The sequence below is a fragment of the Limosilactobacillus agrestimuris genome (genome assembly GCF_943193105.1).
GTDB lineage: Bacteria > Bacillota > Bacilli > Lactobacillales > Lactobacillaceae > Limosilactobacillus > Limosilactobacillus agrestimuris.
The window spans coordinates 49,552-64,651 of sequence record NZ_CALPCW010000004.1; the positions used below are offsets into that span (position 1 = coordinate 49,552).

At 39.3% G+C, this 15,100-nt stretch carries 15 protein-coding genes; 3 read left to right on the plus strand and 12 right to left on the minus strand.

Annotated elements, in window-relative coordinates; all coding sequences use genetic code 11:
- Window positions 1-3: 3 nt before the first annotated feature.
- The 4 genes from NFR46_RS04010 to NFR46_RS04025 form a co-directional block, all read right to left on the minus strand.
- Window positions 4-666: a rhomboid family intramembrane serine protease gene (locus NFR46_RS04010; protein ID WP_251574921.1), complete on the minus strand. Its 663-nt coding sequence runs from the start codon at window positions 664-666 to the stop codon at window positions 4-6.
- Window positions 666-1,223, minus strand: a complete 558-nt coding sequence (locus NFR46_RS04015) for a 5-formyltetrahydrofolate cyclo-ligase (RefSeq protein WP_251574922.1) — start codon at window positions 1,221-1,223, stop codon at window positions 666-668. Before NFR46_RS04015 ends, NFR46_RS04010 begins: the two co-directional genes overlap by 1 nt.
- Window positions 1,224-1,341: 118 nt before the next feature.
- Window positions 1,342-1,491 (minus strand): 50S ribosomal protein L33, encoded by a 150-nt coding sequence (gene rpmG, locus NFR46_RS04020; RefSeq protein WP_182581617.1) that lies wholly within the window; start codon window positions 1,489-1,491, stop codon window positions 1,342-1,344.
- Window positions 1,492-1,628: 137 nt separating this feature from the next.
- Complete coding sequence (locus tag NFR46_RS04025; protein ID WP_251574923.1) at window positions 1,629-3,710, minus strand: peptidoglycan D,D-transpeptidase FtsI family protein; 2,082 nt, start codon at window positions 3,708-3,710, stop codon at window positions 1,629-1,631.
- Between the two features lie 186 nt (window positions 3,711-3,896).
- Here NFR46_RS04025 and NFR46_RS04030 point away from each other — a divergent pair, with 186 nt between their 5' ends.
- Window positions 3,897-6,530 carry a YfhO family protein gene (locus NFR46_RS04030; RefSeq protein ID WP_251574924.1) on the plus strand — a complete coding sequence of 878 codons (2,634 nt, stop codon included), beginning with the start codon at window positions 3,897-3,899 and terminating at the stop codon, window positions 6,528-6,530.
- A 72-nt stretch (window positions 6,531-6,602) separates the two neighbouring features.
- Here NFR46_RS04030 and NFR46_RS04035 read toward each other — a convergent pair whose 3' ends face one another.
- The 8 genes from NFR46_RS04035 to NFR46_RS04070 all read right to left on the minus strand — a co-directional run bounded on the left by NFR46_RS04035 (window position 6,603) and on the right by NFR46_RS04070 (window position 13,641).
- A complete protein-coding gene (locus NFR46_RS04035; RefSeq protein ID WP_191684335.1) occupies window positions 6,603-7,001 on the minus strand; it encodes a HesB/YadR/YfhF family protein in 399 nt (132 codons plus the stop codon).
- 269 nt (window positions 7,002-7,270) lie between these two features.
- The gene (gene greA, locus NFR46_RS04040) at window positions 7,271-7,747 is read right to left on the minus strand and encodes a transcription elongation factor GreA (RefSeq protein WP_191684334.1); all 477 of its coding nucleotides are present in this window, start codon (window positions 7,745-7,747) and stop codon (window positions 7,271-7,273) included.
- A gap of 81 nt (window positions 7,748-7,828) precedes the next feature.
- Entirely contained in the window at window positions 7,829-8,173 is a 345-nt protein-coding gene (locus NFR46_RS04045) for an MltG/YceG/YrrL family protein (protein ID WP_251574925.1), read from the minus strand.
- A gap of 2 nt (window positions 8,174-8,175) precedes the next feature.
- Complete coding sequence (gene pheT, locus NFR46_RS04050; RefSeq protein ID WP_251574926.1) at window positions 8,176-10,593, minus strand: phenylalanine--tRNA ligase subunit beta; 2,418 nt, start codon at window positions 10,591-10,593, stop codon at window positions 8,176-8,178.
- Window positions 10,594-10,598: 5 nt separating this feature from the next.
- Window positions 10,599-11,645 carry a phenylalanine--tRNA ligase subunit alpha gene (gene pheS / locus NFR46_RS04055; RefSeq protein ID WP_251574929.1) on the minus strand — a complete coding sequence of 349 codons (1,047 nt, stop codon included), beginning with the start codon at window positions 11,643-11,645 and terminating at the stop codon, window positions 10,599-10,601.
- Between the two features lie 283 nt (window positions 11,646-11,928).
- On the minus strand, window positions 11,929-12,267 hold the full coding sequence (locus NFR46_RS04060) for a winged helix-turn-helix transcriptional regulator (RefSeq protein ID WP_251574930.1): 339 nt from the start codon (window positions 12,265-12,267) through the stop codon (window positions 11,929-11,931).
- A 22-nt stretch (window positions 12,268-12,289) separates the two neighbouring features.
- Complete coding sequence (locus NFR46_RS04065; RefSeq protein ID WP_102169460.1) at window positions 12,290-12,796, minus strand: HD domain-containing protein; 507 nt, start codon at window positions 12,794-12,796, stop codon at window positions 12,290-12,292.
- A 68-nt stretch (window positions 12,797-12,864) separates the two neighbouring features.
- Window positions 12,865-13,641 carry a TrmH family RNA methyltransferase gene (locus NFR46_RS04070; protein ID WP_251574932.1) on the minus strand — a complete coding sequence of 259 codons (777 nt, stop codon included), beginning with the start codon at window positions 13,639-13,641 and terminating at the stop codon, window positions 12,865-12,867.
- A 98-nt stretch (window positions 13,642-13,739) separates the two neighbouring features.
- Here NFR46_RS04070 and NFR46_RS04075 point away from each other — a divergent pair, with 98 nt between their 5' ends.
- Both NFR46_RS04075 and yidC read left to right on the plus strand, forming a co-directional pair.
- Window positions 13,740-14,015: an acylphosphatase gene (locus NFR46_RS04075; RefSeq protein ID WP_251574933.1), complete on the plus strand. Its 276-nt coding sequence runs from the start codon at window positions 13,740-13,742 to the stop codon at window positions 14,013-14,015.
- Window positions 14,016-14,112: 97 nt separating this feature from the next.
- Window positions 14,113-15,081, plus strand: coding sequence for a membrane protein insertase YidC (gene yidC, locus NFR46_RS04080; protein ID WP_251574935.1), 969 nt, complete (start codon window positions 14,113-14,115; stop codon window positions 15,079-15,081).
- The last annotated feature ends 19 nt before the right edge of the window (window positions 15,082-15,100 follow it).

Sequence of the window (15,100 nt, forward strand, 5' to 3'; positions counted from 1 at the left end):
CAATCACCTACCAATTGCGATTATCATGGCAACAATGCCAAAGAACAATATAATACTACCGATTAATCGTTTATAAAGACGAACATGGCCCACAAATGGTGCACCAACAACGTATGACACTAAGAATCCACCAAGAAGGCCACCAACATGCCCAGCTAAATCAATCCCCGGAAGGAACAAGTCCATTACGATATTAATTCCAACCAAGATTAGAAATTGTCGACTCAAGTCATGAATTAAGCCATTATCATGAAATGATTCACCAAGCATTAAAAAGGCACCAAACAAACCAAATAGTGCCGTACTTGCTCCCGCCGAAATAGTATTCGGTAAGAAATAAGCACTTGCCAAATTTCCGGTAAAGGCACTAACAAGGTATATCACTAACATTCGCCAGTGACTAAATAATTCCTCAATATACATCCCCAAAAAGTAAAGGGTAATACTGTTAATAATTAAGTGGGTAACCCCAATATGGAGAAACACTGGAGTAATCAGTCGCCACCACTGCCCCTCACGAATTAGTAGAGTAACACGGGCACCACATTCTATTAAGACATTTGAATTAGTTGAGCCACCCAATAGTGTCATTACGATAAATGCAATAATCTGAATAGCCAAGAGAACAACTGTTACTGGTGCCCTTCGCCAAAGCTGATCCCTCATCAATCAGTCTCCGATAAAGAAAGAACTTTATCGACCGGTTTATCGTACTGCTCACTTTGCCATTCATTTTCATTTGCCAATTGAGTAGTAAATGATAACGAAATAGTATTACCGTCGTACTTACTCAAGTAACGATCATAATATCCGCCACCAAACCCGATCCGTCGACCTGATTGGGTAAATGCCACACCAGGAACAATCATCAGATCGAGCTCGCTTGGCTTATATACTCGACCGTTTTGTGGTTCCAAAACCCCAAAAGTAGTTTCTACAAACTCACTATCTTCGTTTAATTCCACAAATTCCATTTGACGATCTGGCAAGGTTCGTGGGACAACAATTTGGCGATTCTCATGACGAGCATGAAGAATAATTGGAGAAGTATCCAACTCTAAGGATTGACTTAACGTTGTTGCAATTACCTTAGCGTTCATCCACTCAGGCTGATCGAATAGCATTGAAGTTAATCTTTTTTCTTCATGTAAACGCGTATTAAGATCAAGTTGTTGCAATCGGGCAATATACGCCTGACGCAACTCCTTCTTTGAATACGTCATTATCCTACAATCTCTCCTTTTAAACGTTTTCAATCTATAATTATCACAGCTCACCGTTATTTATGCAAGCGTTTTTTCACAAAGTAATAAAAAAGCACCTAAAAAGGTGCTTTTTTAATTACTTTGTTTCACGGTGTAAAGTAACCTTACGTTCCCGAGGGCAGTACTTGTTTAATTCAAGACGGTCGGGATTGTGACGACGGTTCTTACTAGTTAAGTAATTCCGTTCGTGGCATGATGTGCATTCAAGGATAATGTTGACACGCATTGTCATGACCTCCTATTTTTTATTTTATTTAACGTGGTTATTAACCCTAACTCGTACAACTATATCATTAATTAACCAGTTTGACCAGTCTTTTATGATAATTGTTAAGGAAAAACACTTGACAGGTCCATAAATAGTTAATTATTACTAGTACTCTTAGAATCCTGAACAATCTTCCAGTAGGCACTAAAAATTTGTTTAGCCATATTTAAGTTTGCTCCACCATTTTCATTAGTTACCCCAGGAATTGCAAGAGCAACAACAACTTGTGGATTCTCTGATGGCGAATACCCAGCAAAACTAATTGTTGAGGTTTGGTGACCATTAGTCACGGTTTCCGCAGTCCCAGTCTTCCCGGAAATTGACGGCTTAGCGCTCCCCAGTGACTTAGCAGTTACATAACTACTAGTTCCGTGAGTAACTTGGTAAAGTCCTTGACGTACCAAGTCAAAATCTTCTTTGGAAGCAGGAATTGTAAATTGTACTTGTGGTTGAGTCGTTGATTCTACTCGCCCAAGTTTTCCATCTGACTTACTTCCCCGAATTTCTTTGACAATATATGGTCGCATCCGGTTTCCACCATTAGCAATCGTTGACATGTATTGTGCAAGTTGAATAACTGTATATCCATCATAGTTACCATATGCCAAGTCAAGTGCTGAACCAATATGTTTCTGAGAAGATGGACCATTGTAACCAGTTGTTTCACCTGGTAAGTCAATCCCAGTCTTTTGTCCTAAACCAAACATATTAAAGTATTGACGTTCCTTAGCAAAAATACTTGGTTTCAATGTCAATTGGGCGCCTGGCTTATAGTTCATCCCTCCCTCTTTCATGATTAATTGCATCATGTAAGAGTTAGATGAAACTTCCAAGGCAGTTGGTGCACTTAAAGCCATGTTAGCTGACCCGGTCTTATTAAACCATGAGGCCTTTGTCGAAGTTCCTGCAACCTTGATTGGTTGATCAGTTAAGGTGTTGTTTGATGGTGTAATAACACCACTCATTAAACCTCCCATAATAGTGGCACCCTTAACAACGGAACCCATAGTAATTGGGTGGTTAATCGCACCAATTTGGTCAGGGGTTTGCTTTCCAGTCTTCTGGTTACGGTCGATTCCAGCCATTGCATAAATGGCACCCGTATGAGGATTCATTACTACAGCATAAACACCTGGTGAGTATGAAATTCCCGCAGATGAATAATTTTGCTCTAAAATTTGTTGAACGCGTTTTTGGAACTTAGCGTTAATCGTTAGAACAAGGTTATCACCCTTTTTCCCAGGATACTTAACAGTCTCATTAGTAACCTTGCTTCCACTAGTAGTCACTTGAGTCTGTGACTTAGAACCAACTAAAGTACCTTGGAACATCTTTTCAATGTAACTTTGACCAACGTTATCGCTTCTTGAATATCCCTGAGAAAGAAGGCTATTGATCTGATCAGCTGGCAACCCAGATGATGAGACCGTTCCGGTTAATGATTGAAAGTCCTTTCCTTGAGGATAGTTTCTTGTCCAAGCCGTTCCAATTTTAACACCAGGCATCTGGTTTAAATGTTCACCAACTCTGGCAAGCTCTTTACTAGTAACTCCAGACTTTTTGATGTAAGTTGTTGATAATGAGTATGCTCCTGTCATCGCTGCATAAATCCGCGCATTACTCTTTTCATGGCTTGATAAATGCCATTCATCTGGATGATTCTCCAAGTATTTCAACGCAGCATCATACTTTTCATCATCACTAGCATCTTTTGAAAGATTTAGCTTTTTAGTAATTTGCTTAAGGTTACTCTTATCTGCTAAATAATAGTCTTCCTCATTCCGATCAGTTAACCGAGTATCACTATTACTTACGGTAATATATCTCCCTAAGCGGTTAGCAATTTTATAAAGTTGGTCGGTAGTTACGTTAGAACTTTTAGTATAGGTAATCGCTTGGTGAGTCTGGTTACCTACAATTACCTTGCCACGACTATCATAAATCATCCCCCGTTGAACGTTATTTGTCTGAATAGTGGTATCTGACCGCTTAACCTCAGCTTTATATGATGATCCATGAAGAATCTGGAGGTAGAATAAACGACCAGCGAGCATTAACAGCAATATTCCAACAATCCAAAGCAATAAGTTCAACCGTGAGGGAATTATGGATTGGGCATTTTTATGTTTACCTTTATTTGAACTAAAATAGTTCGTAATTCGATCAAAAAACTTCACAGTATTAAACTTCTCCTTTTACCGTGATGATTTCTATTGTAGCAAATTTTGCCTCATTTGGCAGTTAAACCTAACTTACCAAAATGCAATCATACACTTTATTGATGCAAAAATGAATACACAAACGACTAAATCACCGAAACTTAACAGAACCTTCACATTCATAGTTAATGAATTCGGTATATAATGACAAAGATATTCTATTTAGGAGGACATTTTGTGCAATTCCGTTCTCAACTAAAAAAACAACATATTTTATTAATCAGCTTTTTCCTTCCAATACTCATAATGGGAGCTTATTTTGCTTATCGTTCTATGGCTCCCTTTGGGAAAAGCACCTTACTAACAGTCGACCTTGGTCAGCAATATATTGACTTTTTTGCCTATTTTAGACGGACGCTGTTACACCACCCAAGCGAATTTATTTATTCGTTCAGTAAGAGTCTTGGCGGGGAAATGTGGGGAACCAATGCCTATTATCTTTGGAGTCCCCTCAACCTAATTCTTCTTTTCTTTCCAGCAGCCCACCTTTCTAGCGGTGTTTTAGTATTAACCTTATTAAAATATGGCCTTTCAGGATTATCATTTGCGTGGCTATTAACTAAAAGCAAGCTCCAATCTGGAATCCGAATCCTTGCTTTTAGCACTGCATACGCTTTAAATGGTTGGATCATTGCTAACCAACTGAACCTTCTCTGGTTAGATGCCATGATTATCCTACCGTTAATTGTTTGGGGACTCCACCAGGTTATCTTTGCTCGCAAATTCTCTTGCTATATTAGTTGGCTCACTATCATGATCATCGATAACTATTATATGGCTTGGATGATCTGTCTCTTTACAATTCTCCTTTTTATCTGGCAGCTCCCACTAATTAATGCTTGGAAAGCACGTCTACAAGCACTTGGCCGTTATATTCTTTCTTCGTTGATTGCGGTTGGGATCAGCTGCTTTGTATTATTGCCAACTATTTATTCCCTTCTTCAAAGCAAGGGCACATATACTAATAATCATATTAGGAGTCACTTTGAATACGATCCCTTAAAACTTTTGGCTAAGCTTGTCCCGGGATCATTCAATTTTAACCAAATGCCTAGTGGTCAAGCCAATATTTACGTTGGAATGTTAATGATGTTTGGTTTAACGTTATACTTTTTAAACCGAAAAATTAACCTAGGGCAACGGATCATTGCTTTTCTGATTACCGCTTTTTTTGTTCTTTCATTTTACTATGAACCACTCGATCTCTTTTGGCATATCGGACAATTTCCTGTATGGTATCCCTCAAGATTTTCATTTATCTTCTGCTTCTGGGTCATTCTTCTAGCAGCTACCTGCCTTCAAAAAGAATTTCAACCATCAAAATGGCAACTCGCAATTTTACTAATTCTTACTCTTGCTACCTTCACATATGTTGAAACATTAACCGTTTCATATATTAACAATAGTCAAAAATTCATTGGCCTTGGTCTTGCAATTGTTAGCATTATTTTCTTGGGGATTTCCCGTTCGGCTTCCCCAATCATGAGCGACCTCTTGCTAGTACTAATAGCAACTTGCGATATTTCAACTAGTGCTTACACTGCATTAAACCAGATTTCATACGTTAGTCAGCCAGAATTTGGCGAGTATACCACAGCACTGAATAACGCTACTACAAAGGTTAAACACGCTGACCATGGTTTTTATCGAATCGCTAAGACCTTTATGCGGACTAAAGATGACCCCCTTCAAAGTGGCTTTAATGGTGGTGATCATTTTGGTTCAACCATTGTCCCAAGTCTTCCGGCATTTATGGGAGCGATTGGCCAACCAGCTGGCGATGGCTTCGTATCATATGATAACGGAACCCAGGTAACTGATTCATTATTAGGCTTCCGTTATACAATGGCTGTAATTGATCCTGATCGTCCAAAACCATTCTTACCATTGTCCGGGTATCGTCCTGACTGGAATACTCAAAAACCGATCGCAGTAACTAACAATATTGGAATCCGGAAAAATACTGCTGCACTTCCAATTGCATTTGGTGCTAATTCACGGATTCTTAATTCAACTCATGACACCTATGATCCGGTGGCTTATCAATCTGAGATCTACCAAGACCTAGCAAACTCACCAAAACCATTGTTTGAAGTTCAAAACTTTAACCAAGTTGATTTTCAAAATGTTCAAAGTGCTGAACAAATCACCGGTTCTGTCTTCAAAAAAGAACATCAATCTGAAGGAGCTAGCGTGAAGTTGGAGATTATCCCTACGACTAACGATTCATACTACCTAACTATTGGTCCAAACGTTAAAGATGATGCTTCAATTACTGTTAATAATCGTCATTTTAGTCAATACCAAACATATCGAGATACCGTAATTATGAACGTTGCTCACCACCAAAAGGGACAAAAAATTATTGTTACCTTCCACCTCAAGCATTCCGAACTATGGATGCAAAATGTTAGTTTGTACCGCTTAAATCAACAAGCATTTAATCATGACCTTAAAATACTACAGCGGTCACCATTAAAGCTTAGTCAGGCAAGTGCAACTACCCTTAAAGGAACAGTTAATATTAAAAAAGATCAGGGAGTATTAATGACAACCATCCCTTATGATAAAGGATGGCACGCAAAAATTGATAACCACCCGGTAAAGTGTCAAAAAGTAATTGGAACATTCTTAGCCCTCAAGATTAAGCCAGGAACCCACCACATTACTCTACACTACCGACCACCATACCTTGTTACTGGAATGATCATTAGTCTCCTCAGCCTCTTATCAGCACTTTTCCTCTCCCAATTGAATAGGAGAAGGCTTAAATACTAAAAAGCTAAATCGACCCCAAAGTACGTAAAGTCCGCACTTTGGGGTCGATTTTACTTATCCACTACAATTAATTTACTTCCATTGAGCTGAGGCACCAGTTGAGGCATCTGCCTTATTATCAGCATGATCATCTGAATCTTTATCCAGCCCAGCCACGTCAGGAGTTGTATCTCCATCTTCATGCTTAAAATGGAAAACTGGACCATCAGACTTCTTATCGTAGTCAACAGTCATGATTAATCCCTTAAAAAACCATTCATCGAGGTTATCAATATGATAATTAATATTATCCTTTTTTACTTCAAGAATTGGTGAAACTGGAACATCTTCCCGAGCAAAACCTTGTGAAAAGCCATGGTGAACTTCAGTTGAACCATATGTCTTTCCATAAAACTTCACTCCACCGCCATTTTCTAATCCGAGATTATCCTTAAACCAGTCATTAGCGGCATCGGTTATAATCATTTTCATATTTTTCACATCCCTCCGGTTATCATACTTTATGATAGCACTTTCATTGATAAGAAAGATATTCTTTTCGCTGAATAAAGGTAAAACTTAATGAAATAGTCAGTATTAACTAATATTGTCATTTAATGGCGATTTAAAATGAAATGAGCGTGAGAAAAAACGTTTTGTTTTTTCTCACGCTCATCTGTCACTAATAGTCTCCAACTCCAATTGCGGGAACCCTGATAGGCTAGCCAACCATTTTCTCGATAAGACTAATTCCTAGCTTCCTATTCTACACTTAAAATCTTAACTTTCATCGTGCCGTTAGGAATTTCAATTTCAACTTCTTCACCGACTTTATGACCAAGAAGCCCTTTAGCCATTGGTGATTCATTAGAAATCTTACCAGCAAATGGATCTGATTCAGATTCACCAACAATTTGGTAGCTTTCAGGTTCTTCATCGGGAAGTTCTTGAATTGTTACCTTCCGACCCATTGATACTTCGTCCTTATCAACATCTTCATTATCAATGATTTCAGCGTATTGAAGCATATTTTCAATTTGAGAAATCCGACTTTCAACAAAGGCTTGTTCATCCTTTGCTGATTCGTATTCAGAGTTTTCTGAAAGGTCACCATAGCTTCGAGCAATTTTAATTCGTTTAATAACTTCTGGACGACGCTTCAATTTAAGGTCTTCTAGTTCTTGTTCAAGCTTTTGTTTTCCTTCCAAGGTCATTGGAAATGTTTTTTCTTCAGCCATTTAATTACACACTCCTATCTTGTATCCACTGGTAAATTACCATTTGTTTAAGTAATTGTAAATGCTTATTCTAAAATAATTTTAACGACTTTCGCGGGATTCTTGTAAAATCTTAACAATCTGCGGTGTTGAATATGAGCCTTTTAATTTAAAGGTTCCAGCCTTTACCCCAGCTTCCTTATGCGTTTGTAAGTAATAATCGCAAACGAAGCTACTCCGTACTAGTCGTTTGCCTTTTAGGATTACTCCTACCTGATGATCGGTTGCTCCTTTAGGAATCTCAACATGAATAATCCGCTTTGAAGAAGGATCAACTGGTTTTAACGCATAATTAAAATACTGGTGAATCCCTAGTCCACAACATACAAGAATTACCAAGATAATAATAACGACCCGATTTTGTCGCCGTAACTTATCGTTAGTCATTATTAGCGGATCTCAGCATTTAATTGGTCTTGAAGGCGTTTAGTTACCTTAGCAAAGGCTTGGTTAACCTGATCTTCAGTCAAGGTTGCCTTAGTATCTTGATAAGTTAACGTGTAAGCTAATGACTTCTTTCCAGAAGGAAGGTGAGCTCCACTGTAAACATCAAATAGGTGAACACTCTTTAAGAAGGCTCCACCACGCTTCTCAATTAGATCAACAATTTCTTCATTAGTAACATCCGTATCAACTAACAAGGCAATATCACGAGTAATTGTTGGGAACTTACTGATTGGCGTGTACTCATTTTCAACTTTCTTTGCTTTCATTAATTGTTCGAGGTTCAATTCAAAGACATATGTTTCTGGAATCTTATATTCCTTAGCTGTTTGAGGGTGAACTTGACCAACAAAACCAACTAATTCACCATCAATCAGGATATTAGCTGTCCGACCAGGATGCATTTCTTTTCTGGAATGATCAGCAACATATTCAACCTTCCCGGCAATCCCCATATTATGAAGGTAACGTTCTACCATTCCCTTTACTTGGAAAAAGTCGACAGGCTGATCTGCAATATGCCAACTATTGTTTAATAGCTGTCCAGTAAGGGCACCGGCAACATGTTCTTGTTCCTCTGGACGTTCACCACCACGAGGAATAAATACCCGTCCCTCTTCGTAAAGGGCAACGTTATTAACGTTCCTAGAAACATTATAAGCAACATCAATTAACAATCCACTAATAATGCTCATCCGTGTTGCCACGTGATCAGAACTCATTGGGAAGTCCAGCTTCATTGGTTCAGCTACTGGATCAATTTGGAATTGCTTTGCCTTTTCAACAGTAGTCAATGAATAACTAATCGCTTGATTTAAGCCCATTCCTTCAAAATCGTGACGAGTAGCACGAATAAACTTTTGCCGTGGTGAAAGTCCACCATGATTACGAGTCATTACAGGTAAGCTTTCTGGCAAGTTATCATAACCATAAATCCGCGCCACTTCTTCATAGAGGTCAGCAGGTAAACTAATATCCCAACGCCGTGCTGGAACAGTTACAAGGACCGTATCATTACTTGTTAATTTATTAGGGAATGATAAACGATCAAAGATGTCAGTAACATCTTCCATCTTTAGTTCGGTTCCCAAGACATGATTAATCTTTGAAAGTGAAAGTTCAATTCCCTTACTCTTTGCTGGCTTTTCACTTCCAGTAACAATCCCCTGTGTAACGGTTCCGCCAGCTAATTCTGCAATTAATTGGGCAGCTTCATCAAGTGCAGTTTCAACCGTTTCAGGATTGATTCCCCGTTCAAACCGCATGGATGATTCACTATGAAGATCGAGACGGCGAGCCTGCTTACGAACCATTACTGAATCAAAAATAGCTGCTTCCAATGCAACAGTAGTGGTATCTTCTGAAACGGCTGTCTCTTGACCACCCATTGTCCCAGCAAGGGCGATTGGCTTATCCTCACTAGTTACAACAATATCATTTTCGTTTAATACCTGTTCTTCATCGTCTAAAGTAACAAACTTTTCATCCTTTTGAGCATGACGAACACTAAGATCATGACTTGGTAACTTATCATAATCATAACTGTGCAATGGTTGACCATACTTAAGTAGGACATAATTTGTAACGTCCACAACGTTATTAATTGGCCGAACGCCTGAATTCCAAAGACGAATTTGCAGCCATAATGGACTATCAGCAATCTTAACGCCCTTGATAACCCGTAACTTGTATGTTGGGGCAATTTTTTCATCCGGAATATCTGCACTAATGAGATCACTAGTTACTTGATCATCATTTTCTTCAACCGTAACTTCCTTAAAGTGGGGCTTCAAATTATAAAAAGCGGCAATATCATTAACGTTACCGTAAATACTCAACATATCTCCACGGTTAGGAGTAACGTCAGTATCAATAATCGTATCATCCATCCCAAGGTAACTAAATACTGACTCACCTGGTTGTGCATCTTCAGGGAGAATGTAAATTCCCTCTTCATAGGCCTTAGGAGCGATCCGGTCACTAAAGCCAATTTCTTGCAATGCACAGAGCATTCCATTTGATTCGACGCCACGAATCTTACCACGTTTAATCTTTTGATTATCAGCAATCCGGGCACCGTTCAATGCAACGATTACCTTTTGACCAGCAGCAACGTTCGGCGCACCACACACGATTTGAAGTGGTTCTTCCTCACCAACGTTTACTGAACAAACGTGTAAGTGATCTGAATCAGGGTGTGGTTCACAGGTTTCAACTTCACCAACCACTAACTTCTTTAAGCCATCACTTAAAGAATAAACATCATTAATATCAACTGATGTCCGCGCAATCTTTTCGGCAAGATCGCGTGGTTCAACATCAAGGTCTAAATATTCATTTAACCAATTGTATGAAACTTTCATTGCCGTTATCCTTTCCGATCAAATTGAGTTAAGAAGCGAACGTCATTTTGGTAGAAGTTCCGAATATCAGTAACACCGTACTTCAGCATTGCAAACCGGTCAGGACCTAATCCAAAGGCAAATCCACCAAATTCTTCTGGATCAACACCAGACATCCGTAAAACATTTGGGTGAACCATTCCGGCACCGAGAACTTCAATCCAACCAGTGTGCTTACAAATGGAGCATCCCTTACCCATACAGTTAAAGCAAGTAATATCAGCTTCTACTGATGGTTCGGTAAATGGGAAGTAACTAGGCCGCAAACGAACATCAAGCTTGTCGCCAAAAAGAGATTGAGCAACAACTTTTAACGTTCCCTTTAGATCAGCCATTGTAATATGCTTTCCAACAACCATCCCTTCAATCTGGTTAAATTGGTGACTGTGGGTAGCGTCATCTGTATCACGCCGGTAAACCTTTCCTGGTGAGATCATCTTTAATGGTCCCTGACTAAAGTCATGTTTTTCCAACATCCGTGCTTGCATTGGTGACGTTTGTGTCCGCATCAGAACAGATGGAGTAACGTAGAAAGTATCCTGCATATCACGTGCTGGGTGATCCTTTGGAAGGTTCAACTTTTCAAAATTATATACTTCTTGTTCAACTTCATCACCGACAGCAACCTCATAGCCCATTGAAACAAACAGGTCGACCACTTGATCAATGATTTGTTGAATAACATGTGGTTCACCTTGTGCCACTGGGGTTCCTGGCATGGTAACATCAACTGTTTCAGCCTCTAGTTCCGCATTCATTGCAGCTTGTTCTAATTCTGCTCGTTTATTTTCAATTGCGGCAGTTAGTTCATCACGAACCTTATTAGCAAATTGACCAACTTTTGGTCGTTCCTCAGCACTTAAATCACGCATTCCCCGAAGGACATTTGTGATTGGTCCCTTTTTCCCGAGCATTTTCACCCGAACTTGATTAATCTTTTTCAGATCTTCTGATTCTTTAATTTCCTGCAATCCTTCTTCACGAAGTTCAGCAAGTCGTTCTTTTAATCCCATAATTTCACTCCTTTATAGTAAATAAAAAAGCCTCGTCCGATTAGGGACGAGGCTTCGCGGTACCACCCTAGTTTGCAAAAAATGCACACTCAAAATCAATAACGGCGATCAACCGGAATATCATTACATATCAGCTCCGGAAATGAAATTCCCCGTATTCACTGACCACTAATTGCAGAATCATAGTGGCTCTCTAACAGTTACACCCAGGTACTAGTTTCCATCGACACTTTTAATATCACAGACTATTGTAGCTAAGCACCGTTATTAGGTCAAGGATAAATTAATTCCACTTGTCACTCCACTTATGAACAGTACTCATCACTTCACGCAGTTCTTGTCCCCGCTTAGTTAATGAATAATCAATCCGGTTTTCACTCTTATAAGTATTCCGAGTAACAATGTTTTCATCCTCAAGTTCTTTAAGTCGTTCGCAAAGAACCCGATCACTACACCCATCAATACTAGCGGAAAGATCCTTAAAGCGCATCGTATCCTTTACTAAAAGGGCTTCAATAATCAAACCATTCCACTTTTTGCCAAGAATTGAAAAAGTATGGGTGAATTTTGGACAAAGCTTACAACTACCAGCATTAGCTGACTTCTCAGCTAATTGTTGCATAGTAACAACTCCCTTCCACAAACTACCATACAGACTTCATGCGACGCTTACGAATCTTACGTGCTAGCTTAGCACGTAACGGACTAAAGAATTCGTGTTCTGCCTCAAAATCATCCACAAGTGAAACAATCCAGCTTTCACGGTATTTCGGTAAAGCAAGGGTTGCGCCAAACATGTGCTTCAGAATTATGTCCTTTTCCTTAGCGTTTAACTTTGTTAACTTTTCAGCATTACGTAAAGCTACCCGTGGGTGAATAAACGCATGGGTCCCCAAGTCAAATTTGGTAGTCCGCCAATCATAATAAAAGAGGTCATGTAACAAGCCAGCGCGGGCAACACTCCGATAATCGAGATGCATTCGTTTTGCAATTCGGTAACTATCGAATGAAACCGCAATCGAATGTTGGAGACGGTTCGAGTGATGGTGTTGTGTATACTGAGCTAACTTTTGAACAGCTGGCTGAGCTAATAAATCACTAACAATAGAAACATACTCTGAATCGGTTCGCCATTCATTAATTGACTTCATATAATCCTCCTCTTCTAATTCTTAAAGATATTTTACAAGATTTGTGCTAACAAATAAATCATTACGCATTACAAATTTCTATTTAATTGGAACATTAAGATACCGGCTGAAATAGCAACATTAAGTGACTCAGCTTGTCCCCTCATTGGGATGTAAAGGTTATCCGTAGTTTGATTAAGAAGCTGTTGACTCATCCCCTGGCCTTCATTTCCCATAACTAGGGCAAAGGTTTTGCCGGGTTCAACATCACGAAAACTTTTTGCCTGAGGATTAAGTTGGGTACCATAAACCGGTGCATCAACCTCTTTAAAGTCTTCGATCCACTTCTCCAGATCCCCTTCATATAATTTCAAGTGAAATTGAGAACCCTGCATTGAACGAACAACCTTGGGGCCAAAAATATCAGCCGAACGGTGGCTCACAACGACTCCGGTAAAACCTGCGGCATCGGCAGTCCGCACCATTGTTCCAACGTTACCAGGATCTTGAACTCGATCGAGAAATAGCCAACCACCATGCAAAGTATTTAAGTCTGGAATCTCGTGCGCATCGGGTAATGAAACCACCGCAGCAATTCCTTGTGGTGTAACTGTATCAGTAATGTGCTGCATCACTTCCTCAGTAACTTCATATGTTTCATCGCTAAGTTCTTGTAATTCAGGGCGAGCAAGAAGCTGCTCCTCGGTCCCAATTAACTGCAAAAGATGATTTCCGGCCTGAGTTGCTTCACTCACCAAGTGCCAACCATCTAACAAGTACGTTCCTGTTTGGCGACGATACTTCTTTGTTTGTAGTTTTTTCCAATTTTTTACGTGTTGATTATGAATCGACGTAAGTTTTTCCATCTAATTGTCGTCTCCTCTTTTGATTAATTATACCATGGTTATAGTGTACACTAATGTTAATAATTTCTATAGTTTTCTTAAGGGATGGTAATAAATCTATGACAGTCCACTGTTTTGAAATAATTGCTCATGGTCGGGTTCAGGGAGTTGGCTTCCGTTACGGAACTATGCAGATCGCTACCCAGCTAAACATAACCGGCAGCGTCCAAAACCTCCCTAATGGTACCGTTAAAATTATTGCAGAAGGGGACAAACATAACCTTGAAAAATTTATCAGTTTAATTAAAAAGGGACCAACACCATTTGCTAGAGTCTCCAAACTAGAAGTTAGAGATTTACCAACAGTCCAATACCGGCTTTTTGTAATTAAATAGCGTTAAAGCAGTAGAATTGCTAGTGGATTTAATGTTAATATATGTACTGTTTTATATTAATCAATAATTATCTTAAATACACTAAGGGAGTATCTTAATGAAACGAAAACGACTTTCGGTAGCGGGACTATTAACCGTTGCTCTACTACTATTGACTGGTTGTGTAAGAACAACAAAGTCTGGCAAACCATACGGCCTGACGTACACTTACCTGGCAAAGCCAATGCAACATTTAATGGAATGGCTTGCTAGTCACCTTGGAAACAATTATGGTTGGGCAATTATCGTCATTGTTGTGGTTGTACGAACAATCTTACTACCAGTAATGTTCTCACAAATGAAGAAATCAACCATCATGCAAGAAAAGATGGCTAAGATCCAACCACTACTAAAGGATCTGCAAAAGAAGCAGCGAGAGGCAAAAACTCCAGAAGAACAAGCTGCTGTTGGGTCTCAAATGATGGCTGTATATCGGGAAAACAATGTTAGCCTAACCGGGGGAATTGGTTGTTTACCATTATTGATCCAATTCCCAGTTTTTGCTGCCCTTTACGCTGCTATCCGTTATTCCCCGGATCTTTACCATGCAACATTCATGGGCATTGCACTAGGGAAGCCAAGTATTCTTTTCGCAATCCTTTCTTTTATTGCTTATGCCGTTCAAAGCTATCTTGGCTTAATCGGGGTTCCAGAAGAACAAAAAAAACAAATGAAAATGGCAATCTGGCTAAGTCCATTCATGACCTTCTTTATTTCATTAACCTCATCTGCTGGTCTAGGGCTCTACTTTTTCATCGGTGGACTATTTGCCATCCTTCAAACCCTAATGATTAATGCCTACCGACCACGAATCAGAAAACAAATTGCAGAAGAAACTAAAAAGAACCCGATTAAAGTTCCAGATGCTCTAAAGACTAACGGTTCAACTGCCAAAACCAATGACAACGTTTCTGCAGCAATCGATCAGTTAAAGAAATCTGCTGCCCCAGCATCTTCAAATACACCAAAACAAACTAATCGGCAACGAAATGCTGGTAAACAACACCACCACAAAAATAATAATTAAAAACTAGAGAGGCTGGGAA